Annotated in this window: 26 protein-coding genes; 16 read left to right on the top strand and 10 right to left on the bottom strand. The window is 67.1% G+C overall.

The window, feature by feature from the left end:
• The first annotated feature begins 9 nt into the window (after window positions 1–9).
• The 6 genes from P6144_RS17550 to pth all read left to right on the top strand — a co-directional run bounded on the left by P6144_RS17550 (window position 10) and on the right by pth (window position 4,466).
• Window positions 10–1,047, top strand: coding sequence for a TraB/GumN family protein (locus P6144_RS17550; RefSeq protein ID WP_277769110.1), 1,038 nt, complete (start codon window positions 10–12; stop codon window positions 1,045–1,047).
• Window positions 1,044–1,925: a TraB/GumN family protein gene (locus P6144_RS17545; RefSeq protein ID WP_277769109.1), complete on the top strand. Its 882-nt coding sequence runs from the start codon at window positions 1,044–1,046 to the stop codon at window positions 1,923–1,925. Before P6144_RS17550 ends, P6144_RS17545 begins: the two co-directional genes overlap by 4 nt.
• A 180-nt stretch (window positions 1,926–2,105) precedes the next feature.
• Complete coding sequence (locus P6144_RS17540; RefSeq protein ID WP_277769108.1) at window positions 2,106–2,438, top strand: metalloregulator ArsR/SmtB family transcription factor; 333 nt, start codon at window positions 2,106–2,108, stop codon at window positions 2,436–2,438.
• On the top strand, window positions 2,435–2,914 hold the full coding sequence (locus P6144_RS17535) for an SRPBCC domain-containing protein (RefSeq protein ID WP_277769107.1): 480 nt from the start codon (window positions 2,435–2,437) through the stop codon (window positions 2,912–2,914). The genes P6144_RS17540 and P6144_RS17535 overlap by 4 nt, the downstream gene beginning before the upstream one ends.
• A 261-nt stretch (window positions 2,915–3,175) precedes the next feature.
• Window positions 3,176–3,814, top strand: a complete 639-nt coding sequence (locus P6144_RS17530; RefSeq protein WP_277769106.1) for a 50S ribosomal protein L25/general stress protein Ctc — start codon at window positions 3,176–3,178, stop codon at window positions 3,812–3,814.
• Between the two features lie 82 nt (window positions 3,815–3,896).
• Window positions 3,897–4,466, top strand: coding sequence for an aminoacyl-tRNA hydrolase (gene pth, locus P6144_RS17525; RefSeq protein WP_277769105.1), 570 nt, complete (start codon window positions 3,897–3,899; stop codon window positions 4,464–4,466).
• Window positions 4,467–4,481: 15 nt separating this feature from the next.
• On the opposite strand, the gene P6144_RS17520 is transcribed toward pth, so the two are convergent.
• From P6144_RS17520 to P6144_RS17510, 3 genes are all read right to left on the bottom strand, one after another.
• Window positions 4,482–6,281 carry an ATP-binding protein gene (locus P6144_RS17520; RefSeq protein WP_277769104.1) on the bottom strand — a complete coding sequence of 600 codons (1,800 nt, stop codon included), beginning with the start codon at window positions 6,279–6,281 and terminating at the stop codon, window positions 4,482–4,484.
• A 103-nt stretch (window positions 6,282–6,384) separates the two neighbouring features.
• Window positions 6,385–8,469: a hypothetical protein gene (locus P6144_RS17515; protein WP_277769103.1), complete on the bottom strand. Its 2,085-nt coding sequence runs from the start codon at window positions 8,467–8,469 to the stop codon at window positions 6,385–6,387.
• Window positions 8,470–8,740: 271 nt separating this feature from the next.
• Entirely contained in the window at window positions 8,741–9,769 is a 1,029-nt protein-coding gene (locus tag P6144_RS17510; protein ID WP_277769102.1) for a transferrin-binding protein-like solute binding protein, read from the bottom strand.
• A gap of 277 nt (window positions 9,770–10,046) precedes the next feature.
• Here P6144_RS17510 and ychF point away from each other — a divergent pair, with 277 nt between their 5' ends.
• Together ychF and P6144_RS17500 are read left to right on the top strand one after the other, a co-directional pair.
• A complete protein-coding gene (gene ychF, locus P6144_RS17505) occupies window positions 10,047–11,144 on the top strand; it encodes a redox-regulated ATPase YchF (RefSeq protein ID WP_277769101.1) in 1,098 nt (365 codons plus the stop codon).
• On the top strand, window positions 11,144–11,551 hold the full coding sequence (locus P6144_RS17500) for an OmpA family protein (RefSeq protein ID WP_277769100.1): 408 nt from the start codon (window positions 11,144–11,146) through the stop codon (window positions 11,549–11,551). The genes ychF and P6144_RS17500 overlap by 1 nt, the downstream gene beginning before the upstream one ends.
• A 155-nt stretch (window positions 11,552–11,706) precedes the next feature.
• Here the strand turns inward: P6144_RS17500 and P6144_RS17495 are convergent, their stop codons facing one another.
• Entirely contained in the window at window positions 11,707–12,096 is a 390-nt protein-coding gene (locus P6144_RS17495; RefSeq protein WP_277769099.1) for a MerR family transcriptional regulator, read from the bottom strand.
• A gap of 41 nt (window positions 12,097–12,137) precedes the next feature.
• Here P6144_RS17495 and P6144_RS17490 point away from each other — a divergent pair, with 41 nt between their 5' ends.
• The 4 genes from P6144_RS17490 (at window position 12,138) to P6144_RS17475 (ending at window position 16,283) form a co-directional block, all read left to right on the top strand.
• Complete coding sequence (locus P6144_RS17490; RefSeq protein WP_277769098.1) at window positions 12,138–12,896, top strand: MauE/DoxX family redox-associated membrane protein; 759 nt, start codon at window positions 12,138–12,140, stop codon at window positions 12,894–12,896.
• A gap of 2 nt (window positions 12,897–12,898) precedes the next feature.
• Window positions 12,899–14,326 (top strand): hypothetical protein, encoded by a 1,428-nt coding sequence (locus P6144_RS17485; RefSeq protein WP_277769155.1) that lies wholly within the window; start codon window positions 12,899–12,901, stop codon window positions 14,324–14,326.
• A 191-nt stretch (window positions 14,327–14,517) separates the two neighbouring features.
• Entirely contained in the window at window positions 14,518–15,798 is a 1,281-nt protein-coding gene (locus P6144_RS17480; RefSeq protein ID WP_277769097.1) for an ectonucleotide pyrophosphatase/phosphodiesterase, read from the top strand.
• Between the two features lie 38 nt (window positions 15,799–15,836).
• Window positions 15,837–16,283, top strand: a complete 447-nt coding sequence (locus P6144_RS17475) for a MaoC family dehydratase (protein WP_277769096.1) — start codon at window positions 15,837–15,839, stop codon at window positions 16,281–16,283.
• A gap of 127 nt (window positions 16,284–16,410) precedes the next feature.
• Here P6144_RS17475 and P6144_RS17470 read toward each other — a convergent pair whose 3' ends face one another.
• The 4 genes from P6144_RS17470 to petA form a co-directional block, all read right to left on the bottom strand.
• Complete coding sequence (locus P6144_RS17470; RefSeq protein WP_277769095.1) at window positions 16,411–16,962, bottom strand: adenine phosphoribosyltransferase; 552 nt, start codon at window positions 16,960–16,962, stop codon at window positions 16,411–16,413.
• A gap of 91 nt (window positions 16,963–17,053) precedes the next feature.
• Entirely contained in the window at window positions 17,054–17,890 is an 837-nt protein-coding gene (locus tag P6144_RS17465) for a cytochrome c1 (protein WP_277769094.1), read from the bottom strand.
• Between the two features lie 15 nt (window positions 17,891–17,905).
• On the bottom strand, window positions 17,906–19,165 hold the full coding sequence (locus P6144_RS17460) for a cytochrome b/b6 (RefSeq protein ID WP_277769093.1): 1,260 nt from the start codon (window positions 19,163–19,165) through the stop codon (window positions 17,906–17,908).
• Window positions 19,166–19,177: 12 nt separating this feature from the next.
• Entirely contained in the window at window positions 19,178–19,729 is a 552-nt protein-coding gene (gene petA, locus P6144_RS17455) for a ubiquinol-cytochrome c reductase iron-sulfur subunit (protein ID WP_277769092.1), read from the bottom strand.
• A 201-nt stretch (window positions 19,730–19,930) separates the two neighbouring features.
• On the opposite strand from petA, the gene P6144_RS17450 reads away from it, so the two are divergent.
• From P6144_RS17450 to P6144_RS17440, 3 genes are read left to right on the top strand one after another with little or no spacing between them, the layout of a single operon-like run.
• Window positions 19,931–20,380, top strand: a complete 450-nt coding sequence (locus tag P6144_RS17450) for a tRNA (cytidine(34)-2'-O)-methyltransferase (protein ID WP_277769091.1) — start codon at window positions 19,931–19,933, stop codon at window positions 20,378–20,380.
• Window positions 20,377–21,219 carry an oxygen-dependent coproporphyrinogen oxidase gene (gene hemF / locus P6144_RS17445; RefSeq protein ID WP_277769090.1) on the top strand — a complete coding sequence of 281 codons (843 nt, stop codon included), beginning with the start codon at window positions 20,377–20,379 and terminating at the stop codon, window positions 21,217–21,219. The genes P6144_RS17450 and hemF overlap by 4 nt, the downstream gene beginning before the upstream one ends.
• 7 nt (window positions 21,220–21,226) lie before the next feature.
• Complete coding sequence (locus P6144_RS17440; protein WP_277769089.1) at window positions 21,227–21,823, top strand: GNAT family N-acetyltransferase; 597 nt, start codon at window positions 21,227–21,229, stop codon at window positions 21,821–21,823.
• Here the strand turns inward: P6144_RS17440 and P6144_RS17435 are convergent.
• Together P6144_RS17435 and P6144_RS17430 are read right to left on the bottom strand one after the other, a co-directional pair.
• Entirely contained in the window at window positions 21,790–22,527 is a 738-nt protein-coding gene (locus P6144_RS17435; protein ID WP_277769088.1) for a hypothetical protein, read from the bottom strand. The genes P6144_RS17440 and P6144_RS17435 overlap by 34 nt on opposite strands.
• The gene (locus tag P6144_RS17430; RefSeq protein ID WP_277769087.1) at window positions 22,524–23,354 is read right to left on the bottom strand and encodes a glycerophosphoryl diester phosphodiesterase membrane domain-containing protein; all 831 of its coding nucleotides are present in this window, start codon (window positions 23,352–23,354) and stop codon (window positions 22,524–22,526) included. Before P6144_RS17430 ends, P6144_RS17435 begins: the two co-directional genes overlap by 4 nt.
• A gap of 93 nt (window positions 23,355–23,447) precedes the next feature.
• On the opposite strand from P6144_RS17430, the gene lipB reads away from it, so the two are divergent.
• Entirely contained in the window at window positions 23,448–24,092 is a 645-nt protein-coding gene (gene lipB / locus P6144_RS17425; RefSeq protein WP_277769086.1) for a lipoyl(octanoyl) transferase LipB, read from the top strand.
• Window positions 24,093–24,163: the final 71 nt, after the last annotated feature.

The raw sequence follows: 24,163 nt of genomic DNA, 5'->3' as shown, positions 1-24,163 counted from the left end.
CTCAACGCCATGAGCAGACTCGGGCTGGGCATCGCGGCGATCGGACTGGCACTTGCCGGCGCCGCGGTGGCGCAGGGCGTGCCCGGGCTGCACCCCCGCCTGCCCTATGCCGCCACCGCCCCGGACGAGCAGCTGAGCCTGGGCGGCGCGCGGGTGCTGGCGCCGGGCGATGCCGAATTTGCCGAGCGGCTGAAGAAGGAGAAGGCGCGCGTCGCCGCCTCACAGCCCTATGAGGTGCGCCCGGCGATCTGGAAGATCGCGGACGCGGATACCACCATCTACCTCTTCGGCACCGTCCACAGCCTGCCGCCCGGCTTTCGCTGGCGCAATCCGGGGCTGGAGGGCGTGATCGTCCGCGCCGACACGCTGCTGCTCGAATCGACCGACGACGATGCGACCTCGACGACCGACTTCATGGGCGGGCTACCCACCGATGCCAGCCTGCCGCCGCTGATCGAGCGCGTTTCGCACCGCAGCCGCGCCCGGCTGGCCGCGATGCAGGGCGTGCTGCCCGCCGAGCTGGTGGCGCAGATGGACAAGATGCCGAGCTGGGTCGCCGCGATGGGCATCGGCTATATCAAGGACCTGATCGCCGGCGACATGCCGAGCCAGGGCGCCGACGACTGGCTGGAGAAGCAGTTCCGCGCTACCGGCCGCCCGGTGGAAGCAATCGAGGACAGCGACCAGGTGATGCGCAATATCGGCGAGGTGCCCGAGGAGGCGCAGCGGCTGATGCTCGAATCGGCGATCCTCTCGCCGGCGCGCACGCATGATGAGCTGGATGCGGTGGCGCATGCCTTTGCCCGCGGCGAAGTGGGCCCCGATTCGCCGCTGGTGATCCAGGCCAACGCCTTCGATCCCGCCGGCGCCATCAACGATCCGCTCCTCGCCGAGCGCAATTCCGCCTGGGTCGACAGCCTGATCGCCCGCCTGAAGGTGCGCAAGGGCACCACGCTGTTCGCCGCCGGCGCCGGGCATTTCGTGGGCGCCGGATCGGTGATCGAGCTGCTCGGCAAGCGCGGCCTGAAGGTCGAGCGCGTCCAGTGATCCGCCGCCTGCTGCCCGTGATCCTCGCCCTCGCACTGTGGGGCTGCGGCGGAAAAGCGCCCTCGGACACCGCCGCCGATCCGGCGCTCTGGGTGGTGAAGGACGCCGACACCACCCTCTATCTGTTCGGCACCGTCCATGTGCTCAAGCCCGGCCTCAGCTGGTTCGACGGCGGGGTGAAGGCCGCCTTCGATGCCGCCGACACGCTGGTGCTCGAGCTGGTGATGCCGCCCGATGCCGAGATGCAGCAGATCGTCGCCGAGCTGGGCACGCATGCCCCCGGCACCCCGCTGCCCGACGAACTGCCCCCGGTGGAGGCCGCCAAGATGCGCGCTGCCTTGCCCGAATATGGCCTTTCCCCCGATGCGCTCGACAACAGCGATCCCTGGCTGGCCGCGACGATGCTGTCGGTGCTGCCGCTGCGCCAGCTCGGCTATGACGACAAGCAGGGCGCCGAGCCGATCCTCACCGCCGCCGCCAAGGCGCAGGGCAAGAAGATCGAGGGGCTGGAGACTGCCCGCCAGCAGCTCGGCTATTTCGACGCCCTGCCCCTCCCCGCCCAGCGCAAGCTGCTGATCGAGACGATCGACGAGCTGCCCAATGCCGGCAGCAAGATCGACCAGGCCGTGGCCGCCTGGCGCAAGGGCGATGCCGACGGGCTGGCCCGGCTGGTCAACGAGGATGCGACCAGCTCGCCCGAAGTCACCGAGGCGCTGCTCGTCCGCCGCAATCGCAACTGGGCCGAGTGGATTTCCCGGCGAATGCAACGACCTGGCACCGTGTTCGTCGCGGTGGGCGCCGGGCACCTGGCGGGGAATACCAGCCTGCAGAACGAGCTGGCCAAGCGCGGGCTCCAGGTGGAGCGGGTGCAGTATTGACCGTCATCCCGGCGAAAGCCGGGATCTCATGCCGTATCGCGCCTTCGCCTGAGATCCCGGCTTTCGCCGGGATGACGGAAGTCGTGCAACTCCGAACACCGACGTCGGCGAAAGTTACACCGGATTGACATCGCGCCACCCATTATATAACTACTCAGTTAAATAACTGATTGGTTAGATATGGACGCGCTCAGCACCACCTTCGCTGCCCTGGCCGATCCCACCCGCCGCGCGATCCTGGCGCGGCTGGCGCTGGGCGAGGCGAATGTCGGCGAGATCGCCCAGCCCTTCGCGATGAGCGGACCCGCGGTGACCAAGCATCTCAAGGTGCTCGAACATGCCGGGCTGATCTCGCGCAGCCGCGTGGCGCAGCAGCGCCCCGCGAAGTTGGAGCCCGCCGCGCTCAAGGCAGCGAGCGAGTGGATCGCCGAATATCGCCGCTTCTGGGACGCCAAGTTCGACGGCCTGGACGCCTATCTCGCTGAATTGCAACGGAATGGAGAGGAAGCATGAGCACGACCGAACTCGGCGTCGGCTATGAAGTGACGATCGACCGCACCTTCAAGGCGCCGCGCGAGCTGGTGTTCGACTGCATGACCAGGGCCGAGCATCTCGCCCGCTGGTGGGGACCGCACGGGTTCGACGTGCCCTTCGCCGAGAGCGAGGCGCGGCCGGGCGGCCGGATCCGCCTCGACATGCGCGGGCCCGAGCCCTTCGGCATCAACGAGGTCCATGGCGAGTATGAAGTGGTCGACCGTCCAGACACTCTGGTCATGGTTCTTCGCGCTTTCCGTGGCGCGGACGGCAGCTGGGGGATCGAGCACCGCACCACCATGGTCTTCAGCGACGTGCCCGAAGGCACGCATATGCGCATGACAACATCGGTGTTGCAGGCGAGCGAGGAATTGCTGCCGGCGCTGGCGGGCATGCGCGAGGGGTGGAGCCAGAGCTTCGAGAAGCTGGAGGCGGTGCTGGTGGCGCTGGGGTAAGCTTCAGGGAATACCAAGTCGTCATTCCCGCGAAGGCGGGAATCCATTATTCGCAGTTGCTGGTGATAAATCGCTACGGCAGCGTCAATGGATCCCCGCCTTCGCGGGGATGACGGCTGGAGCGATGCCCCTCCCCCTCCGGGGGAGGATTTGATTGGCTTGCTTTCCCCCGCCCCCTCCGCTATGCGCGCGCCTTCCGTGCCAGGGTCATCCCTGGAGGCCTGGCCGGATCGAACTAACTTTAGCTGATTGGAACGACACATGAGCGATACGCTTACGCTGTCGGCCGAGACGCGCGAGCAGGTTGGCAAGGGAGCCTCCCGCGAGCTTCGTCGTAATGGCCGCGTCCCCGCCGTGATCTACGGCAACAAGCAGGATCCGAAGAGCATCCACGTCGAGGAGCGCGAGCTCTATCGTCTGCTGATGACCGGGCACTTCTTCAACTCGGTCGTCATGATCGATGGTGAGCGCACCCTGCCCAAGGACGTGGCTTTCGACCCCGTCACCGACCGCCCGGTCCATGCCGACTTCCTGCGCATCAGCGAGCACGCCACCGTGCACGTGAACGTGCCGATCGTCTTCACCGATGAAGAGCTGGCCCCCGGCATCAAGCGCGGCGGCGTCCTCAACATCGTCCGTCACGAGCTCGACCTGGTGGTCGACGCCGCCGAGATCCCCAGCGAGATCACCATCTCGCTCAAGGGCCTCGAAGTCGGCGATTCGCTGCACATCTCGGCAGTGACCCTGCCGAAGGGCGCGACCTCGGCGATCACCGACCGCGACTTCACCGTCGCGACGATCGTGGCGCCGTCGGCGCTCAAGTCGAGCGAAGGCGACACGACCCAGACCGAGGCCGCCGGCGAGGCAGCCGAGGGCGAGGGCGAGGAAGCCGGCGAGTAATCGCCGCCTCGAACTTCACGGTTCAAAAAATCGCCTCCGCGCCCTAGGTGCGGAGGCGATTTTCGTTTTGGCAGGAAATGCGATGCAGCTCTGGGTCGGCCTGGGCAATCCGGGCCCGCAATATGCGATGCACCGGCACAATGTGGGCTTCATGGCGGTGGACGCCATTGCCGAGACCTATGGCTTCACGCCCGAGAAGAAGCAGTTCCAGGGCTGGACGCGCGAAGGGCGGATCGGCACCGAGAAGGTGATCCTGCTCAAGCCGGGCACGTTCATGAACGAGAGCGGCCGATCGGTGCGCGCGGCGATGGACTTCTACAAGCTGGCGCCCGAGGACGTGACGCTGTTCCACGACGAGCTCGACCTGGTGCCGATGAAGGTGAAGGTGAAGCGCGGCGGCGGCACGGCGGGGCACAACGGCCTGCGCTCGACCGACAAGCATCTGGGGCCGGACTTCCGCCGCGTGCGGATCGGCATCGGCCACCCCGGGCACAAGGACCGGGTGCACGGCTATGTGCTGGGCAACTACGCCAAGAGCGAGCTGGACCCGCTGGCCGACATGCTGGGCGCGATCGCCGCCGAGGCGCCCTGGCTGGCCGCGGGGGACGACGCGCGGTTCATGAGCGACGTGGCGCTGCGGCTGCAGGATTGAGCGGATCGAGGCCGGTCAATGCCGTGCGACGCGGCGGGTATCGCGCAGCATGCGGGAAAGCTCGTCGACCGAATAGGGCTTGTGCAGCAGGGCGAAGCCGTGGCGCGTGTCGTCGGCGAGCACATGGCTGTAGCCACTGGTGAGCACCACGGCGAGATCGGGCCAGCGCGCGCGGATCTGCCGGCCGAGCTCGACTCCGTCGATGCCCGGCATGATCACATCGGAGAAGACGATGTCGATATCGGCATGCTCGCGCTCCAGCACCGCGATCGCCTCGCGCGCATTGGCGGCGCGGCGCGTGGTGAAACCGAGATCGCCGAGCAGCTGCGCGGCGAACTCGCCGACCTGGTCATTGTCCTCGACGATCAGGATGCTCGCCTCGGTGGCAACGACCGTCTCGGGCGAAGCGACGGTCGCCGACGCATCGGGCGCGGCGGTGCGGGGGAGATAGAGGCTGAAGGTCGTGCCCTCGCCCACCCGGCTCTCCACGTCGATCTCGCCGCCGGACTGCTTGGTGAAGCCATAGACCTGGCTGAGGCCGAGCCCGGTGCCCTTGCCGACTTCCTTGGTGGTGAAGAAGGGCTCGAAGATATGCTCGAGCTGCTCGGCGGGCATGCCCGAGCCGGTGTCGCTCACCGATATCTTGACGAAGTCGCCCCGGGCGGCGGCATGGCCGCGCCGCGCGGGGACGGCGCCGGCCGCCTCGATCGCAATGGTGATGCGCCCTTCGCCGCTCATCGCGTCGCGGGCATTGACCGCCATGTTGATCAGCGCGGTCTCGAACTGGCTCGCGTCCACTTCGACGAAGCTGGCCCCGCAGATCGGATCGACGACGAGCGCGATGCGCGCGCCGACCACGGTGCGCAGCATGTCCGCGACGCTTTCGACCTTCGCCGCGGCATTGAACACTTCGGGCCGCAGCGCCTGGCGGCGGGCAAAGGCGAGGAGCTGGCTGGTCAGCTTGGCGGCGCGATCAGCGGTTTCCGCGATCGCATCGATATATTTCCTCTGCTTGGGCCGCGGCAGCTCGCGGCGCGCCAGCAGCTCGGCCGAAGAGCGGATGATGGTCAGCAGGTTGTTGAAGTCGTGCGCGACCCCGCCGGTCAGCTGGCCGATCGCCTCCATCTTCTGCAACTGGCGGATCTGCTCTTCCGACGCCATCAGCTCGCGCGAACGCTCCTCGACCCGGACTTCCAGCGTCTCGTTGAGCTGGCGCAGCGCCTCTTCGGCGATCGTGCGCTCGAGCAGATCGGCCGCCTGGCGGGCGACGATGTCGAGCAGGCGCAGGTCGCGGTCAGAGGGGTGATGCGGCCGGTCCCAATGGGTCGAGATCATGCCGAGCAGCTTGCCCGAGCGGGAAAGCAGCGGAGTCGTCTGTGCCGAACGGATGCCGGCATCGCGAAAGGCATCGAGATCGGCCGTGCCGGCAATATCGTCCCACTGCTCGAAATCGGGGACGATCGCGCGCTGGCCAAGCTTCAGCGCCAATGTGCAGCTGCTATAGGCGCGCGGGCTGACCCATTGCCAGAAGCCCACGGCTTCGGGCGAAAGGCCGCGATGCGCGAGGAGCTGGAGCTCGCCGCCATGGCCCGAAGGATCGTTGACCGGGCAGAGCAGCTGCATCGTGCCGAACTGCGACCCGGTGATCGTCACCGCCGCTTCGACGATCTTGTCATACAGCTCGAAGCGGTCCTGCTCGCCGATCAGCGCGACGCTGATGCGGTGGAGCAGATCGATATCGCACTCCTCCCGCCCATGGATGGCGGAGGCAGCTTGCAGCGACACCAGTTGCGGGCCGCGATGCGGCATGGTCATCAACCCCCCTTGGCGCGCCGATGCGCGACGCCCTGGAGGAGTTAAAGCCCTATGCCTGCGAAAAGGTTCCAAGGGCCCGGCGAACCGGGCCCCGGAGGCGCTCTCAGTTCGCGTAGATCGGCGGCGCCTCCACACCCGTCGGCAGCGCCCGCGATTCGAGGACGGCGCCGCCGGCGGACTTGATCTCGATCGTGCCGCCGCGGCTGTTCTGGTTGAAGCGCAGCGTCACCACGCGGCCGTCCGCCAGGGTGATCGCGGTGCCGGTCTGGCCCGCGGCGTTCGCGGCGACCGCCTGCGCCACGGCGCCGTCGAGCCCGATGACGTGGAGGAATTCCGAGCTGCCGCCCGCCCCCGCTTCCGCAAGGTCGACGCGCGCCGCGGTGCTGGTCGCGAAATCGGTGGCGTTGGCGCTCTTCCACAGGGTCGTCGTCGGCGTGCCGGTAGCGGGGACGATGCGCAGCATGTCGAAGCGGCTCGCGCCGATGACGAGGCTGGTCAGGTTGCCCGCGATCGTCGGCGCCTTGGGGAAGTTCATCGTGAAGATCCGCCGCGCATTGGCATCGGTGGTGCGGGCGCGGTCATAGACGACGAAGGTCGCCGGCTTGACGAAGACGAACTCGCGCTCCGACTTGGTCACGCCGCTCTTGTACATCGGGGTGAGGTCGGCGAGCGCATAGGCCCAGTTGGCGGTGTTGGCGAGCGCGGCCATGGCGCAGCTGGCGTTGAACGCCTGGCCGATCGCGGTGCCGCCGCTCGTCTCGAAGCGCGCGGTGTTGTGGTATTTCTGGTCCTGCGACAGGCCCGAATGGCTGTCGATATTGGCGTCATAGGCCAGCCAGTTGCCCTTGAAGAGGACGAAGCTGCCGCGATCCTGATGCGCGTGGCTCTCGGTATAGGGGCCGCAGATGAAGTTGGCGTAGGCGGCGCTGGTGGTCCAGTCGGTGCGCATCGAGAAGCTGCCGGTGCCCGAGCCCCAATAGGCGGTGGACAGCTCGGTCAGCGGGCGCGGGGTGATCGCGACCAGGCCGTAGAGATAGTCCGAATAGCGCATGAAATGCTGGCTCATCTCCTTGACCGAGGACTGGCCGAGCAGCGTCTTGACCACGCCCGAGATGCGCTCGTCGGGATAGAGCGTCGCCAGCTTCTGCAGATAGTCGCGGTGATAGTCGAACAGCAAAGCCTTCGAATCGCGGGCATGGTCGCCGGTGGGCGTGATCCGATCGAGCGTGGGGACGATCGCGTGGACCATCCAGGGCAGCGAGGCGAGCGTGTGCGGGGTGCGGCCGGCGAGGTTCTCGCCGGTCGAGCGTTCCCACCAGTCATAGAGCTGGAACAGGTCGCGCATCGCCACGCCGTAGCCGGTGCCCTCGCGCGAGCCGCCGCCGGTGAGGTCGGCGTTGAACACCGGCAGCAGCTGGTTCTCGATCTTGGTGGTGCGGAACTGGGTGAGCCAGCCGCCCGCCATGTCGTTCTCGCCGTAGGTGGCGAGGCCGAGCAGCATCGTCGCCTTGAGGAACGAGTAATAGTAATTGTTGCTCGGATTATCGACCGACCAGCCCGACCAGGGCACGGTGCGCCCGCCCCATTTGGCCTGGGCGGGGTTCCAGACGTTCCACACCGCCTGGTTGCCGAAATCCTTCCAGCGCGTGCGCTGCGCGGCGGTCATGCTGCCGCGGCACCAGTCATAGACCATGGCGAGGTTGCCGACATAGCCGCCGACCTCGAGATAGCTGTCGCCGGCGACGACCGGCGTCTTGTTGGCCGCGATCAGCGCTTCCTCGCTGGCGACATAGGCATCGGTCTTGGCGACGGCATAGGTGCAGTAGTTCGCCTGGCCGGTGACCTGGCCCATCAGCGCGACGTGCCAGGCTTCCATGCCGTAGATATTGCTGTTGGCGACCTGGAGATCGACCGACTGCTTGAAGCGCGTGGCGGCGGGCGCGTTGGCGCTGAGCTGGTTCTTGAGGTTGGTGATCGTCGGCCCGTCCGACACGATGATCCGCGGCGTGCCGAGCGGCTGGATCGTGGCACCGGTGGGCGCGGGCGTGGGAGTCGAGCTGGGCGTGGGAGTCGGCACCGGCGTAGGGGTCGGCGCCGGCGCGGGCACGCTGACCACGCCGCCGCTGTCGCCCCCGCCACTGCCGCCGCCGCACCCTCCGAGGGCGGCGAGCAGGACCGTGCTCAGCAACTTAACCTTCGTCCCCGCCCCGAACCTGCGCATGCTCGTCCTTCTCCGCACCTTTGATGTCGGGCGGGGATACCGGGCGGGATTGCGCGAAAAATAGGGGGCGATCGGGACAAAATCGCCGGCAGTCGCGACAATCGGCAATTGGCTGACCGAATTTCGGCCAGTGTCCCATTGCTGAATTCACAGGAGACCGGCGCGAGATCTGCCCGAGGCAAAGAAAAAGGGCCCCGGCGAACCGGAGCCCCTTCTCGTATTTGCGAAGCGCTGGCGCTTACTTCTTGCCGACGATCACGCCGATCAGGCGCTGCTGGGCGCCGCCGAAGGTGCCCGAGGCCGAGAAGACGGTGCCGACCTGCTCGCCCTGCGAGCCGAAGAAGCCGCCGACCAGCGTGCCCGAGAGCGGGCTGCCGGTGGTGAAGCTGCCGGTCCACTGGTTCTGGCCGACCGGGATCGCGCCGGTGACGCCGAAGGTGCCATAGGCAACCGCAGCGCCGCCGCCCGCCGGGATGGTCGACAGCGTCAGGACCGAATCGACCTGGCCGGTGGCGAAGTTGACGCTCATCGTCACCGTGCCGATTACCTTGTTGATCGTGGTGGTGGTGCCGACGGTGCTGACCAGGCGACCGGTGACCGTGAGCGTGCTGTAGGCGACGGTGCCGGTGGTCGGCATGTCGGCATAGGTCGTCGCATAGCCCCAGGTGGTGTAGGTCAGGCGCTTCTGGCCCGCGGTCGAATCGCCGCGCCACCAATTGGCATAGCTGACGCGGCTGAGCGCCAGCGCGGTGTTGCTGGTCGGCCCGACGCCGGTGCTCGAAACCGCGGTGACGACGTTGTTGAGGAACTCGGCCTGGGCGAACTTGCCCGCGGTGGTCGTATCGTCGGTGCGGAAGATGAACTCCTGGTTCGCCGGGATCGCATTGGCGACGAGCGTCGAGGTGCAGGTCTGGCCGGTCGGCACGCAGAAGCGCGACTCCTCGGTGCTCTCGTCCATCACATAGGTGCCGGTGGCGATCGCCGTATCGGTGGCGAGCTTCACGCGAGTCGACAGCGTCTCGGTGCTGGCGGCGCCGAGGGTGACGGCGCTGGTCGCCGGATCGCCGGTGTAGCTGGTGGTGGCGTTGAAAGTGTAGAACTCGGTCGCCGCGGTGAGCGGCAGCGAAGCGTAGGTCGGCGACGCGGTCGGCGTCGGCGTCGGCGTCGCGGTCGGCGTGGCGGTCGCGGAATCGTCGTCTCCGCCACCGCAGCCCGACAGGGCGAACGTCGCGGCGAGCGCGCTCATGAACATGTGACGGCGAATCATTCCCTGCTCCTCAAAAACACGCGGGCACCGAAAGGGCCTGCCGCCCCTGTACCCCAGATGAACGGCCCCCAGTCAAGCCGCGTGAGACCAAGTTGATCTTGGCCCAATGCGGCGCTTTGAGGGCCTTAGTGGTCGAAGCGAAGCATCGCAACGTTTCGTCCTTGGCCAGGACGGAGACGGAACCGATCCAAGCTTCCCGCAACCCATGCTGGCAATGCCGGCACTTTGCCTCTATCGGGCGCCTTTTCCAGAACCATTTGGCACAGGCAGTTTTCACATGGGTTTCCGCTGCGGCATCGTCGGCCTTCCGAACGTCGGCAAGTCCACGCTCTTCAACGCACTGACCGAAACGGCGGCGGCCCAGGCGGCGAACTATCCGTTCTGCACGATCGAGCCGAACGTCGGCAACGTCGCGGTGCCCGATGCGCGACTGGACAAGCTGGCCGAGATCGCCGGCTCGCAGAAGATCATCGAGACGCAGCTCGGCTTCGTCGACATCGCTGGGCTGGTGCGCGGCGCCAGCAAGGGCGAAGGGCTGGGCAACCAGTTCCTGGGCAACATCCGCGAGGTGGACGCGATCGTCCATGTGCTGCGCTGCTTCGAGAATGACGACATCCAGCATGTCGACAACAAGGTCGATCCGATCGCCGATGCGGAGACGGTGGAAACCGAGCTGATGCTCTCCGACCTGGAGAGCCTCGAGAAGCGCGTGCCCAACCTCCAGAAGAAGGCCGCGCAGGGCGACAAGGAATCGAAGGTGGCCGCCAGCGTGCTCGGCCAGGCGCTCGACCTGCTGCGCGACGGCAAGCCCGCCCGGCTGACCGAGCCGAAGGATGCCGACGAGGCGCGCGTGTTCAAGCAGGCGCAGCTGATCACGTCCAAGCCCGTCCTCTACGTCTGCAACGTCAATGAGGAAGATGCGGCGAACGGCAACGCCTTCTCGGCGCGCGTGTTCGAAAAGGCCAAGGCCGAGGGCGCCGAGGCCGTGGTGGTCTCCGCCGCGATCGAGGCCGAGATCGCGACGATGCCGCAGGAGGACCGCGGCGAGTTCCTGAGCGAGCTGGGGCTGGAGGAGACCGGCCTCGCCCGCGTGATCACCGCCGGCTACAAGCTGCTCCACCTGCTGACCTTCTTCACCGTCGGCCCCAAGGAAGCGCGCGCCTGGACGGTGGACGAAGGCGCCACCGCGCCCAACGCTGCCGGCGTGATCCACAGCGACTTCGAGAAGGGCTTCATCCGCGCCGAGACGATCGCGTACGACGACTATGTCCAGTTCAAGGGCGAGGCCGGCGCGCGCGACGCGGGCAAGCTGCGCGCCGAAGGCAAGGCCTATGTCGTCAAGGACGGCGACGTGATGCACTTCCTGCACAGCTGATGCTCGCCGGGCTGCTCCTCCCCGCGCTGATCGCCCCGGCCCTGATCATGGCGGCGCCGGCGCAGGAGGTGCAGCGCCGTTCGACCGTCTATTTCGGCCTCGATTCGGTGGAGGTCGCGCCCGAGGCGGCACCGGCGCTCGACTATATCGTGCGGACGATGCTCGCCCATCCCGAGATGCAGGCCCGGCTTTCGGGCCATACCGACCGCACGGGCACGACGGAGTACAACATCGCCAAGAGCCAGCGCATGGCGGCATCGGTGGCGCGCTATCTGAGCGACCACGGCGTGCTGGAAGCGCGGATCACCGTGATCGCCTATGGCGAAGCCAAACCCGCGGTGCCGACCAGGGACGATGTGCGCGAGCCGATGAACCGGCGCGTGGAGATCGACCTGATCGGGGGCTGAGCCACCGACGGAGATTTCGGTTCCCCGGCGAAGGCCGGGGCCCAGTCTCGACGTATTTGGTTAGGCGGTCCAACCTCTCGAACGACATTGCAACTGGGCCCCGGCCTTCGCCGGGGAGCAGCTTTGGCATTCCCCGGTTCCGATATCGATCCGGACTACCCCTCGAACGCCGCGAGGATCGGGCACGGCCCCTTGCCGCCCTTGCCGCATTCCATCGCCAGCTTGCCGAGCGCATCGCGCGCGGCGGTGAGCTCGGCGATCTTGCGGTCGAGCACGCCGATCTGCTCGCGGGCGAGTGCGCGGGCACGGGGGCGATCGTCGCGCGCGTCGAGCTCGAGCAGCTCGGCGATCTGCTCGAGCGTGAAGCCCGCCGCCTGGGCCGAGCGGATGAACTTCAGGCGGCGCAGGTCGGCATCGTCGTAGCGACGCACGCCGGCACCATAGCCGCGCGCCGGCTCGCTCAGCAGCCCGCGGCGCTGATAGTAGCGCACCGTCTCGACACCGACGCCGCCCGCCTCCGCCAATTTTCCGATCGTAAGCGACATGCTTGACTCCGTACCATGGTACGGACCCTATATGGCCTTGCATGAGCGAGAATGCAAAGCGCGCGACGCTGTACCGGATGGTGATGCCCGACCATGTCTGCCCCTATGGCATCAAGTCGAAGTGGCAGCTCGAGCGGCACGGCTATGTGGTCGACGACCGCTGGCTGACGACGCGCGCGGAGACCGACGCGTTCAAGGCAGAGCACGGCGTGAAGACGACGCCGCAGACCTTCATCGACGGCAAGCGGATCGGCGGGAACGATGACCTGACCCGCTTCTTCGGCGGCACGGTGGCCGATCCCGGCGCGACCAGCTACCAGCCGGTGATCGCGCTGTTCGGGATCACCGCGGCGCTGGCGCTGGCGGCGAGCTATGCGGTGACGGGATCGGCGTTCAGCGTGCGCGCGGCCGAATGGTTCGTCAGCTTCAGCATGTGCGTGCTGGCGATGCTCAAGCTGCAGGACGTCGAGAAATTCTCGTCGATGTTCCTCAACTACGATCTGCTGGCGAAGCGCTTTGTGCCATATGCCTATGCATATCCATTCCTCGAGGCGCTGGCCGGCGTGCTGATGACCGCGGGGGCGCTGACCTGGTTCGCGGCACCGCTCGGGCTGGTGATCGGCGGGATCGGCGCAGCCTCGGTGTTCAAGGCGGTCTATGTCGACCGGCGAACGCTGAAATGTGCGTGTGTGGGCGGGAGCAGCAACGTGCCCTTGGGCTTCGTTTCGCTGACCGAGAATTTGTTCATGGTCGGTATGGGACTTTGGATGCTGGCCAAGCCGGCAGGAATGGGGATGTGACGATGAAGGCCGTACTGCTCGCCACCGCCGCGCTGCTCGCGCCGCTTCCCGCCTTCGCACAGGACCATTCGGGGCATGCGATGCCCGGCATGGACATGCCGGCGCCGGCTCCCACTCCAACACCAGTCCCTGCCCCGGCCCCCGCACCGCAGGATCATGCCGGACACGCCATGCCGGGCATGGAGATGCCGGCACCGGCACCCACACCCGCTCCTGCCCCCCAAGATCATTCGATGCACGACATGGGCGGCATGGAGGGCAACGACGCAGGCTTCATGCCCACCGGGACCCTGCGCCGCAGCGCCGCCGGTTCGGGCACCTCGCTGCTGCCGGTGCCCGACCGGATGCGCGGGGGCTTCCATGTGCCGACCGGCGACTGGATGCTGATGGCGATGGGATCGGCGAGCCTGGCCTATACCGACCAGGGCGGCCCGCGCGGCGAGGACGCGACCTACACCGCCAACATGGCGATGTTCCAGGCGGTGCGCAGCTGGCAGGGCGGCACCAAACTAACCTTCGACACGATGCTGAGCCTCGACGCGATCAACGGCCAGCGCGGCTATCCCAATTTGTTCGCGACCGGCGAGACCGCGCACGGCGAGCCTTTGGTCGATCGCCAGCACCCGCACGACCTGTTCATGGAGCTGACTGCCCGGCTCGACCTGCCGCTGGGCGGCGGCGTCACCGGCTTCGTCTATGGCGGACCGGTGGGCGAGCCCGCGCTGGGGCCCTCGGCCTTCGTCCACCGCAAGTCCGCCCGCTATCTGCCGCTCTCGCCGATCAGCCACCATTGGTTCGACAGCACGCATATCAGCTACGGCGTGGTGACCGGCGGCGTGACCACCAGCCGCTTCCAGATCGAGGCTTCGGCGTTTCGCGGCCGCGAACCCGACGAACAGCGCTGGGACATCGAGACGCCGAAGCTCGACAGCTGGAGCCTGCGCGCCAGCTGGACGCCCTCGCCCGATTGGGTGGTGCAGCTCAGCCATGGCCGGCTGAACGATCCCGAGGCGATGCATGCCGGCCAGGACGAGAACCGCACCACCGCCAGCGTGCAATATGGCGGCGACAACGGGCTCTCGGCGATGCTTGCCTTCTCGGCCAAGGACCGGGTGCCGGGCAACACGCTGACCGCCTGGCTGGCCGAGGTGAACTGGGACCTGAGCCGGCACCACAGCCTGTTCGGCCGGATCGAGAATGTCGCCAATGACGAGCTGTTCCCCGATCATGCCGACCCGCTGCACGATACCAAGTTCCGGGTGACGCGCTTCGAGACCGGCTATGCCTATCGCATCCCGCTGTCCGACAAGGGCGAGATTGCGCTGGGCGGATCGCTGGCGGCCTATGCCAAGCCGGCGGCACTCGATGCCGCCTATGGCAAGGCGCCGATCAGCTACACGCTGTTTGCCCGGCTGGGGCTGGGGATGTGAATTTGCAGTCCTCCCCCGGAGGGGGAGGGGGACCATGCGCAGCATGGTGGAGGGGTAATCTCCGCGGGCTACACCGCCTGAGGCGCGCTACCCCTCCACCACGCCGCTGCGCGCCGCGGTCCCCCTCCCCCTCCGGGGGAGGATCGGGCCCTGCCTTTCCATCGAAACAATTCGCTGGCATGCGACTGCCCATGCGCTGGTATTCCAAGATCGTCGCCGCGGCGCTTGCCGCCGTCCTCCAGGCCTGCGCAACCGCGCCTGTCGCCGCCCCGCCGCCGCCCGCGACCCCTGCCGTCGCGGCCGAGCAGCGCGCGCCGGTGACGATCCTCGTCTCGATCGACGGCTTCCGCAGCGACTATCTGGGGCGCGGGGTGACGCCGGTGCTGACGCGCCTCGCCACCGGCGGAGTCACGGCGCCGATGCACCCCAGCTTCCCGTCCAAGACCTTCCCCAACCACTGGACGCTGGTGACCGGGCTCTATCCCGACCATCACGGCATCATCGCCAACAAGATGGAGGACGAAAGCCGCCCCAAGGAAGTCTTCACCATGTCCACCGACGATCCGTTCTGGTGGAACGGCGCCGAACCGATCTGGGTGGATGCCGAGAAGGCGGGCATCCGCAGCGCGACCGAATTCTGGCCCGGCTCGAACGTGGCGATCGGCGGCACCCGCGCCAGCGAATGGCCCTATGAGATGAGCGGCGGCACCCGCCCGAGCGACTGGGCGCAGTTCAACCAGGCGATCAGCGGCGCGCAGCGCGTCAACGCCGCGCTCGACTGGCTGCGCCGCCCCGCCGCGATCCGCCCGAAGCTGGTGACGCTCTATTTCGACACGGTCGACACCGCCGGCCATACCTATGGCCCGGACGACGCGCGCACGACCGAGGCGGTCGCCGATATCGACACGTCGATCGGCATGCTGGTCGAGGGGCTGGCGGCGATGGGCCAGCCGGCCAATCTCGTCCTCGTCGCCGATCACGGCATGGCGCAGACGAGCAGCGCGCGCACCATCCTGCTGACGCAGTTCATCGGTGCGGACGACGCCCATGTCGTCGAGACCGGCCCCTATGCCAGCCTGGCCCCCGCGCCGGGGCGCGCGGCGGTGGTGGAGAAGGCGCTGCTCGGCAAGCACCCGCATTTCGAATGCTGGCGCAAGGCCGAGATCCCCGCGCGCTTCCATTATGGCACCAATCCCCGCATCCCGCCGATCTTCTGCCTGGCCGAGACGGGCTGGGAGATCACCGACAAGGCACCCAAGCGCGAGAAGCTGGGCGGCAATCACGGCTTCGACAACATGGCGCCGGAAATGACCGCGCTGTTCATCGCCAACGGCCCCGCCTTCAAGCCCGGCGTGCTGCCGGCGTTCACCAATGTCGATGTCTATCCGCTGCTGCGCGACCTGATCGGCCTGCCGCCCAAGCCGGGTGTGGACGGCAGTGATTCGCCGTTCCGCGAGGTGCTGCGGAAGTAAGGCTTGCGCGGGATCGGTTTCCATCCGAAACTGATCTCATGCTCTATTGGGACGATATCCAGGTCGGCATGAAGCGGAGCTTCGGCCGCTATGAAGTGACACGCGAGGAAGTGCTCGACTTCGCGCGCAAATATGATCCCCAGCCCTTCCACCTCTCCGACGAGGCGGCGGCGCAGACCCATTTCGGGCGGCTGGCGGCGAGCGGCTGGCACACCTGCGCGATGACCATGTCGATGATGGTCGCCGAGATGGCGGTGCAGCCCCAGGCGAGCCTGGGCGCGGCGGGGATCGACGAGCTGCGCTGGCTGAAGCCGGTGCATCCCGGCGACGTGCTGCGCGTCGAGACCGAAGTGCTCGAGATGACGCCCTCGCGCAGCCGGCCCGAGATGGGCAGCCTGAAGAGCCAGACGATCACCTACAACCAGCTGGACGAGCCGGTGCTGCGCTTCGTCGGGCTGGTGCTGATGCGGCGGCGAGTGGCGTAACCAATCCTCCCCCGGAGGGGGACGGGGACCAGCGAAGCTGGTGGAGGGGGTGTCGCCTGCGGCGTTCCCTCTCCACCACCGCCTTCGGCGGCGGTCCCCCTCTCCCTCCGGGAGAGGATCCAGAAGATCAATGCCCCTCGAACGCGACCAGCGCGCTGACCTGCACGCCGTCGCTGCGCAGCGCATCGGCGCCGCCGAGATCGGGCAGGTCGACGACGAACGCGGCCTGCACCACTTCGGCGCCGGCCTTGTGGAGCAGGCGGACCGCGGCGCGGGCGGTGCCGCCCGTGGCGATCAGGTCGTCGACCAGCAGCACACGGGCGCCGGGGGCCAGCGCATCGGCATGGATGGCGATGCGATCGGTGCCATATTCGAGCGCATAATCCTCGGCGATCGTCGCGCCGGGCAGCTTGCCGTCCTTGCGGACCAGCAGCATGCCGGCGCCGAGCTTCACCGCCAGCGCCGCGCCGAACAGGAAGCCGCGTGCCTCGATCCCCGCCACCAGGTCGATCGGGCCGGTCACCGCCGCGGCCATGCGGTCGATCGTGAGCTTCAGCCCCTCGGCATCGAGCAGCAGCGTGGTGATGTCGCGGAACAGGATTCCCGGCTTGGGGAAATCGGGGATGGTCCGGATGCGCTGCCGGATATCGTCATTCGCTGCCGCCGTATCCAAGATCATCGCAAGCCAAGCCTTTTCCCAGAAAAAATCCCGCCCGGGGCTGCCCCCGGGCGGGATCCTATAATGCGCCCGCGCTGCCGCGGGAACCGCCTCAGTGCTTCACGTCCGCCCAGACGACGCGATAGGCGCCAAAAGCGAGGATCGTGGCGAGGAGCAGGAAGCCGAGCACTGCGAAGCCGGCCTGGCGGCGCGTCTCGAGCGTCGGTTCGGCGGTCCACACCAGGAAGGCCGAGACGTCCTGCGACATCTGGTCGACCGTGGCGCGGGTGCCGTCCGAATAGGTCACCTGCCCGTCCTGGGTCAGCGGCGGCGGCATCGCGATGTTGAGGTTCGCGAAATACGGGTTGAAGTGCATCCCGTCGGGCGTCTTGGCGAATTCGGGGAATTCCTTCACCGCCTCGGCCGAGGGCTTCTGATTGTAGCCGGTCAGCAGCGAGTGGACATAGGCCGCCCCGTCATGCCGCGCCTTGGTGATCAGGCTGAGATCCGGCGGCGTGCCGGTGCCCGGATAATAGACCTTGGGGAATCGGTCCGCCGGCGTGTTGTCGCGCTCGCCCCAGGTGCCACCCTTGTCGTCGAACACCGGCTGCTTGATCGCCCAGTCCTTGGCGATCTTCTTCACCTCGGCATCGGTATAGCCAAGGTCCTTCAGGTTGCGGAAGGAGAGCAGGTTGAGCGAGTGGCAGGTCGAGCAGACTTCCTTGTAAACCTGGAAGCCGCGCTGGAGCTGCCGGCGATCGAACTTGCCGAACGGCCCGTCAGAGGCGAGGTGCAGCTTCTCGGGATGCTTGTGCATCACATGCTCGGCGGTTTCCGCCGGGGGCTCCTTGATGACGCCCACCACGGTCCAGAGCAGCGCCCAGAGGAAGATGCCGACGAACGCGATGCCGACCAGGTATTTGATCTTGCTGATGATCCACGAATTCATGGTTCCTGGTCCCCCTTACGCGCCGGTCTTGGCCAGCACGGCCTCGGTGATCGAGCCCGGCAGCGGCTTCGGCGTCTCGATCGCGGAGATGATCGGCACGATGATCAGGAAGTGCGCGAAATAATAGGCCGCCCCGATCTGGCTGAGGATCACGTAGAGCGGCTCGGCCGGCGAGCCGCCGCAATAACCCAGCATCAGCACGTCCACCACGAGCACCCAGAATGCCACCTTGTACATCGGGCGATAGCCGCCCGAGCGCACCGGCGACTTGTCGAGCCAGGGCAGGAAGAACAGGATCAGGATCGAGCCGAACATCGCCAGCACGCCCCACAGCTTCGCCGGCAGGATGAAGTCCGAGGTGCAGGCGCGCAGGATCGCGTAGAACGGCCAGAAATACCATTCGGGCACGATGTGCGCCGGCGTCGAGAGCGGGTTGGCCGGGATGTAATTGTCCGGGTGGCCCAGATAGTCCGGCGCGAAGAAGATCAGCACCGAGAAGACCATCAGGAACACGAAGACGCCGACGCCGTCCTTCGCGGTGTAATAGGGGTGGAACGGCACCGTATCCTGCTCGCCCTTCACCTCGACGCCCGTCGGGTTCGACGAGCCCGGGATGTGCAGCGCCCAGATGTGCAGGATCACCGCGCCCGCCACCACGAAGGGCAGCAGATAGTGGAGCGAGAAGAAGCGGTTCAGCGCGGCATCGTCCGGCGCATAGCCGCCGAGCAGCCACACGCGGATCCACTCGCCGACGACGGGAATCGCCGAGAAGAAGCCGGTGATCACCTGAGCCCCCCAGAAGCTCATCTGCCCCCAGGGGAGCACATAGCCCATGAAGGCAGTGGCCATCAGCAGCAGGAAGATCACCACGCCGAGCAGCCACACCATCTCGCGCGGCGCCTTGTACGACCCGTAATAGAGGCCGCGGAACATGTGGATATAGATCACGATGAAGAACATCGAGGCGCCGTTCGCGTGGGCGAAGCGCAGGAACCAGCCTGCGTTGACGTCGCGCATGATGCCGACGTTCACGCTGTCGAACGCACCGGCGGCCGACGAATGGAAGTGCATCGCCAGCACGATGCCGGTGATCAGCTGGCAGACCAGCGCCACCCCGGCGAGCACGCCGAAATTCCACCAGTAATTGAGGTTGCGCGGCACCGGATAGCCGGCACCGACGGCGTTATAGACGAAGCGCGGCAGGGGCAGACGCGAGTCCACCCACTGCATCACCGGGTTCTTCGGCTCATAATGCTTGGCCCAGGGAAAGCTCATCGCGCTCTATCCTCACCCAACCACGACGACAGAGTCGGACGTGAAATTATATTTTGGAACCTCGAGGTTCTTCGGCGCGGGGCCCTGGCGGATGCGGCCGGCGGTGTCATAGGCCGAGCCATGGCACGGGCAGAAATAGCCGCCGAACGGCCCGCGATTCTCACCCTCGCCCGCGCCCAGCGGCACGCAGCCGAGATGGGTGCACACGCCCAGCGTGATCAGCCAGTTGGTGTGGCCCTTGGCGGTGCGCTGCTCCAGCGTCTGCGGATCGCGCAGGCTGGAAACCGGCACCGCGTCTGCCGCGGCGATCTCGGCCGGGGTCAGGTTGCGCACGAACAGCGGCTGCTTGCGGAAGCTGGTCTTGATCGCCATGCCCGGCTCGATCTTCGACACGTCCACCTCGGTGGTGGACTGCGCGAGCACATCGGCGGACGGGTTCATCGAATTGATCAGCGGAAGCACCGCGACGCCCGCGCCCACAGCAGCGACCGAAACGGCGGCATACTGGAGATAATCGCGACGGCGGGGATTTTCGGGACCGGCGATATCGCCTTCAATTGCCATGTTTACCCCTTGCACTTCGAACTTGCCGCAACGATTGCGCGGTCAGGACGTGACGCAGACACGGGCGCTAAGGGCCCCCTCGCAGCCCTTCGATGTTCCCCGAATAGGCCAGTCGGGGTGATAGACGGCGGCTGCGCGCTTCCGCAACAGGCTTTTTCAGCGGCTTGTTACGCAAGGGAATAGAAGGCTAGGAGCAGCGCCATGCGACTAGCCCTGTTCGAGCCCGATATTGCCGGCAATGTCGGCGCGGTGTTGCGCCTCGGCGCCTGTTTCGGCGCGCCCGTCGATCTGATCGAGCCGATGGGATTTGCGTGGAACGATGCGGCCCGCCGCCGCGCCGCAATGGACTATGGCGAGATCGCCGAAGTCGAGCGCCATGCCGATTTCGACGCCTTCGCGAAAAAGCTGACCGGCCGGGTGGTATTGTTCAGCACCAAGGGATCGATCCGGCTCGACGAGGCGCGCTTCGAGCCGGGCGACACCTTGCTGTTCGGCTCCGAAAGCCGCGGCGCGCCCGATTTCGTGCATGATCGCGCGGATTTGATCGTGCGCATACCGCTGCGTGCCGGATTGCGCTCCCTGAATCTGGCGGTATCGGCGGGCATCGGGCTCGCCGAGGCGCTCCGCCAGACCAAAGGATTTCCGAAATGATCGAGCTCGACGAACAGCAGAAAAAGGCCGAGGCCTGGTTCGAGAGCCTGCGCAACGCGATCTGCGCCGAATTCGAGGCGATCGAGGCCGAGGCCGGATCGGACGCGAAGTTCGAATATCTGCCCTGGGACCGCACCGACGCGACCGGCGCGCCGGGCGGCGGCGGCACGCGCGGCGTGATCAAGGGCAAGGTGTTCGAGAAGGCGGGCGTCAACATCTCGACCGTCGGCGGCACCTTCGAAGGCGATTTCGCCAAGACCATCCACGGCGCCGGCGAGAACCCGCAATTCTTCGCCACGGGCATCAGCCTGGTCGCGCACATGGCCAATCCGCACGTGCCCGCAGTGCACATGAACACGCGCTTCCTCACCACCACCAAGCGCTGGTTCGGCGGCGGCGCCGACCTGAACCCGCCGATCCCCTATGCCGAGGATACCGAGGAGTTCCACGCGGTGCTGAAGACGGCGTGCGACGCGCACGATCCGCAGCATTATCCGCGCTTCAAAGGCTGGGCCGACGACTATTTCTACATCCCGCACCGCAAGGTGCATCGCGGCGTTGGCGGCATCTTCTATGATCACCTCGAAGGCGACTGGGACGCCAATTTCGCCTTCACCCAGGATGTCGGCCGCGCGTTCCTCGACGTGTTCCCGCGCATCGTCCGCCGCCGCATGGGCCTGCCCTTCACCGAAGCCGAGCGCCAGCAGCAGCTCGAATGGCGCGGGCGCTATGCCGAGTTCAACCTGATCTATGATCGGGGGACGTTGTTCGGCCTCAAGACCGGCGGCAATATCGACGCGATCCTGATGAGCCTGCCGCCGGTTACGGCCTGGTCGTGAGCGATCCATGGGCCTGATCCCGGTCGCCAACGACCAGATCGCCACGGTCGTGACCGCGCTGGAGATGCTGGCGCGGCCGCGGCCCAGGCCGCTGCCCAACTCCCCGCTGCGGCTGGTGCGCTGGCCCCAGCCCGATCCGGCCAAGTACCGCACACTGTTCCGCCGCGTCGGCGAGCCCTGGATGTGGTTCTCGCGGCTGGTGATGGAAGAGGCGCGGCTCGTCTCGATCATCCAGGATCCGAAGGTGCACGTCTTCGCCGTGGTCGATCGAGCCGGGGTCGAAGTCGGCATGCTCGAGCTCGATTTCCGCGTCGAGGGCACCTGCGAACTGGGGTTCGTCGGGCTGGTGCCCGAACTGACCGGCAAGGGCCATGGCAGCTGGCTGATGGCGCATGCGCTGATGCTCGCCTGGCAGCCGGAGATCAGCCGCGTCTGGGTGCACACCTGCACGCTCGACCATCCGGGCGCGCTCGGCTTCTACCGCAAGCACGGCTTCGTGCCGTTCAAGCGCAGCGTCGAGACCTTCGCCGATCCGCGGCTGGCGGGCGTGATGCCGGCGGAGGCGGCGCCTCAGATCCCCTGCCTGGGCGCGCCCAGCCGATAGGCGGCAACGCGGATCACCGCCAGCGCCGCCCAGGCCGCGCCGCCGAGCAGCGCAGTGACGAGGTAGGAAAGGATCGCCACCACCTGGCCGCCCTTGGTCACCGCCGCGAGCGTGCCGAGGATGCCGCCCGAGATGATCACCAGCGCCAGCGTGACGAACAGCACCATCGAGCCGAGCCCGAGCAGCGCGAACCCGCCCAGCCCGGCGCTGCGCCGCCAGCCGGCGCGGAAGGCACCCAGGATTCCCTCGCGCGGCTGGGCGGCATAGGCCGGCCCGGCCAGCCAGGTGCGCACCAGCACGAACAGGCCGGGCACGACGAACAGCGACAGGCCGAGCGAGAACAGCGTGTTCGCGAGCAGGCTGAGGATGAAATAGCCGCCGAAGCGCTTGAGCGTGACCAGCAGCACTTCGCCCAGCGTGCGCCCGCCGCCCTGGAGATAGAGGTTGAACACCGCGAAGCAGCCGAAATCCACGGCGAGGTTGATCGCCACGATCGGCAACAGGTGATCGCCGTAAAAGGCCATCAGCGCAGCGCGCAGCTTCTCGGGATCGTCGGTCGCCGGCAGCTCGAACCCGGCGAGCAACAGCACCGCGCCGAGCATCGGCACGACGAAGAACATGCCCGCGAGCGGCAGCAGCAATTCGCGCTCAGCGCGCCACAGGGTAGCGGCATCGGCAAGGACGCCGCGGCTGGTGAAGCTCATGCCGCGAGCACACCTTCGCGAAGCCCCGCCTCGGCGGTGAGGGCGAGATAGAGCTTGGCGGTGAAGGCCGGCACCAGCAGCGTGAAACCCGACTGCACCGCCGCGACGACGATCGAGGTGAGCACGCTCGCCAGCGAGATGCCGTCGGCCGGACCGCCCGCGACCAGCGCGAAGATGCTGCCGAACACCATGTTGGCGGCAAGGATCGAGACCCAGGAGACCATGCAGAACAGCAGGATCACGCCGACGATCCGCCAGGTCATGCCGCGGGTGAGCTTCCACGACTGGCGCAGCGCCGAGAGCATCCGCTTCTCGCGCACGATCACCGGCGTGGTGACGAACAGCCGCGCGCCGATCCACAGCAGCAGCAGCAACAGCGCGAGCAGATAGAGCGAGATGCCGCCGAGCATCGCCTGGCTGGGGACATTCTCGCCGCGCGCGATCGCCATCATGTCATAGCCATTGGCCTGAAGGACGAGCGGCACCGGCAGCACCAGCAGGACCATCGCCGCGAACAGCACCAGCGCCACCACCAGCGCCGGGATCAGCCGGGCGCGGCCGATGCTGCCGGCCGAACGGCCATCGGCCATGTCGAGCGCCATCGCGGTGATCGTCACCGATCCCCAGACCGACAGCACGGCAAAGGCAAGCTGAACCAGCGACAGGGTGAGCACCAGCCCGGGCCCGGCACTCTGGCGCATGCCCTGGAAGCTGCCCGAGATCGAGGCCGGGACAAAGAAGGCGAGCAAGGCGACCGGCACCACGGCCGGCAGATTGTCGCTCAGAAACTCCGCCGTCCGGTCCCAGACGGTCCCCATCTTCGCCATGCGACCCGCTACCTCCCTTTGAATCGGTGTTAGCCGCACGGCAGTTTGTTGCCAATGCTTGCGAAAACGCTTTGGCATGCGCAATTCGCACGCATGACCAAGGATATCGAATGGCGGGTCGCGCCGGAGCCGATCGAATATGGCGCCGCGCTCGCCGAAATGGAGGCGCACCACGCCGCGCTCGTCGCCGGAACCGCCCCCGAGCGGATCTGGCTGCTCGAGCACCCGCCGGTCTATACCGCCGGCACCAGCGCCACCGATGCGAGCGAACTGGTCGATGCCGCGCGCTTCCCGGTGTTCCGCACCGGGCGCGGCGGGCGCTATACCTATCACGGCCCCGGCCAGCGCATCGGCTATCTGATGCTCGACCTCAGGAACCGGAAGCGCGACGTGCGCGGCTATGTCCATGCCGTGGAGGGCTGGGTGATCGCGGCACTGGCCGAACTGGGCATCGAGGCGTTCCGCGCCGAGGGCCGGATCGGCATCTGGACGATCGATCAGGCCGGCCAGGAGGCCAAGATCGGCGCGATCGGCGTGCGCATCCGCCAATGGGTGACGATGCACGGCTTTGCCGTGAACCTTTCCCCCGATCTCAATGATTTCAATGGCATCGTACCCTGCGGCATCGCCGAGTTCCCGGTCACCAGCGCCGCCGCGCTGGGCAAGCCGGTAACACCGCAGCAATTCGATTCGGCGCTCCACGCCACATTTTTGCCATTTTTGGACGCTCTCTCCTGAGCGCAGGTCAAATCGAGTCTTGAGGGGTTTGCCCGAACCGTCTAATGTCCACTCCGGTTTGGGTATTAAGC

Source organism: Sphingomonas sp. HITSZ_GF (assembly GCF_029543155.1).
GTDB lineage: Bacteria > Pseudomonadota > Alphaproteobacteria > Sphingomonadales > Sphingomonadaceae > Sphingomonas.
The sequence above is the reverse complement of the archived record's forward strand: the minus strand, read 5'-3'. Positions and strand labels throughout refer to the sequence as shown.

Excerpts from the sequence above, each read along its gene's own strand:
- P6144_RS17475 (WP_277769096.1), top strand. The coding sequence starts at position 15,837 with ATGCTCTATTGGGACGATATCCAGGTCGGCATGAAGCGGAGCTTCGGC.
- P6144_RS17470 (WP_277769095.1), bottom strand. The coding sequence starts at position 16,962 with ATGATCTTGGATACGGCGGCAGCGAATGACGATATCCGGCAGCGCATC.
- petA (WP_277769092.1), bottom strand. The coding sequence starts at position 19,729 with ATGGCAATTGAAGGCGATATCGCCGGTCCCGAAAATCCCCGCCGTCGC.
- lipB (WP_277769086.1), top strand. The coding sequence starts at position 23,448 with ATGACCAAGGATATCGAATGGCGGGTCGCGCCGGAGCCGATCGAATAT.
- P6144_RS17495 (WP_277769099.1), bottom strand. The coding sequence starts at position 12,096 with ATGTCGCTTACGATCGGAAAATTGGCGGAGGCGGGCGGCGTCGGTGTC.
- P6144_RS17550 (WP_277769110.1), top strand. The coding sequence starts at position 10 with ATGAGCAGACTCGGGCTGGGCATCGCGGCGATCGGACTGGCACTTGCC.
- P6144_RS17430 (WP_277769087.1), bottom strand. The coding sequence starts at position 23,354 with ATGGCGAAGATGGGGACCGTCTGGGACCGGACGGCGGAGTTTCTGAGC.
- P6144_RS17450 (WP_277769091.1), top strand. The coding sequence starts at position 19,931 with ATGCGACTAGCCCTGTTCGAGCCCGATATTGCCGGCAATGTCGGCGCG.
- P6144_RS17535 (WP_277769107.1), top strand. The coding sequence starts at position 2,435 with ATGAGCACGACCGAACTCGGCGTCGGCTATGAAGTGACGATCGACCGC.
- P6144_RS17465 (WP_277769094.1), bottom strand. The coding sequence starts at position 17,890 with ATGAATTCGTGGATCATCAGCAAGATCAAATACCTGGTCGGCATCGCG.
- P6144_RS17510 (WP_277769102.1), bottom strand. The coding sequence starts at position 9,769 with ATGATTCGCCGTCACATGTTCATGAGCGCGCTCGCCGCGACGTTCGCC.
- P6144_RS17520 (WP_277769104.1), bottom strand. The coding sequence starts at position 6,281 with ATGACCATGCCGCATCGCGGCCCGCAACTGGTGTCGCTGCAAGCTGCC.
- P6144_RS17490 (WP_277769098.1), top strand. The coding sequence starts at position 12,138 with ATGAGCGAGAATGCAAAGCGCGCGACGCTGTACCGGATGGTGATGCCC.
- ychF (WP_277769101.1), top strand. The coding sequence starts at position 10,047 with ATGGGTTTCCGCTGCGGCATCGTCGGCCTTCCGAACGTCGGCAAGTCC.
- P6144_RS17500 (WP_277769100.1), top strand. The coding sequence starts at position 11,144 with ATGCTCGCCGGGCTGCTCCTCCCCGCGCTGATCGCCCCGGCCCTGATC.
- P6144_RS17460 (WP_277769093.1), bottom strand. The coding sequence starts at position 19,165 with ATGAGCTTTCCCTGGGCCAAGCATTATGAGCCGAAGAACCCGGTGATG.
- P6144_RS17530 (WP_277769106.1), top strand. The coding sequence starts at position 3,176 with ATGAGCGATACGCTTACGCTGTCGGCCGAGACGCGCGAGCAGGTTGGC.
- pth (WP_277769105.1), top strand. The coding sequence starts at position 3,897 with ATGCAGCTCTGGGTCGGCCTGGGCAATCCGGGCCCGCAATATGCGATG.
- P6144_RS17480 (WP_277769097.1), top strand. The coding sequence starts at position 14,518 with ATGCGCTGGTATTCCAAGATCGTCGCCGCGGCGCTTGCCGCCGTCCTC.
- P6144_RS17440 (WP_277769089.1), top strand. The coding sequence starts at position 21,227 with ATGGGCCTGATCCCGGTCGCCAACGACCAGATCGCCACGGTCGTGACC.
- P6144_RS17435 (WP_277769088.1), bottom strand. The coding sequence starts at position 22,527 with ATGAGCTTCACCAGCCGCGGCGTCCTTGCCGATGCCGCTACCCTGTGG.
- P6144_RS17485 (WP_277769155.1), top strand. The coding sequence starts at position 12,899 with ATGAAGGCCGTACTGCTCGCCACCGCCGCGCTGCTCGCGCCGCTTCCC.
- hemF (WP_277769090.1), top strand. The coding sequence starts at position 20,377 with ATGATCGAGCTCGACGAACAGCAGAAAAAGGCCGAGGCCTGGTTCGAG.
- P6144_RS17540 (WP_277769108.1), top strand. The coding sequence starts at position 2,106 with ATGGACGCGCTCAGCACCACCTTCGCTGCCCTGGCCGATCCCACCCGC.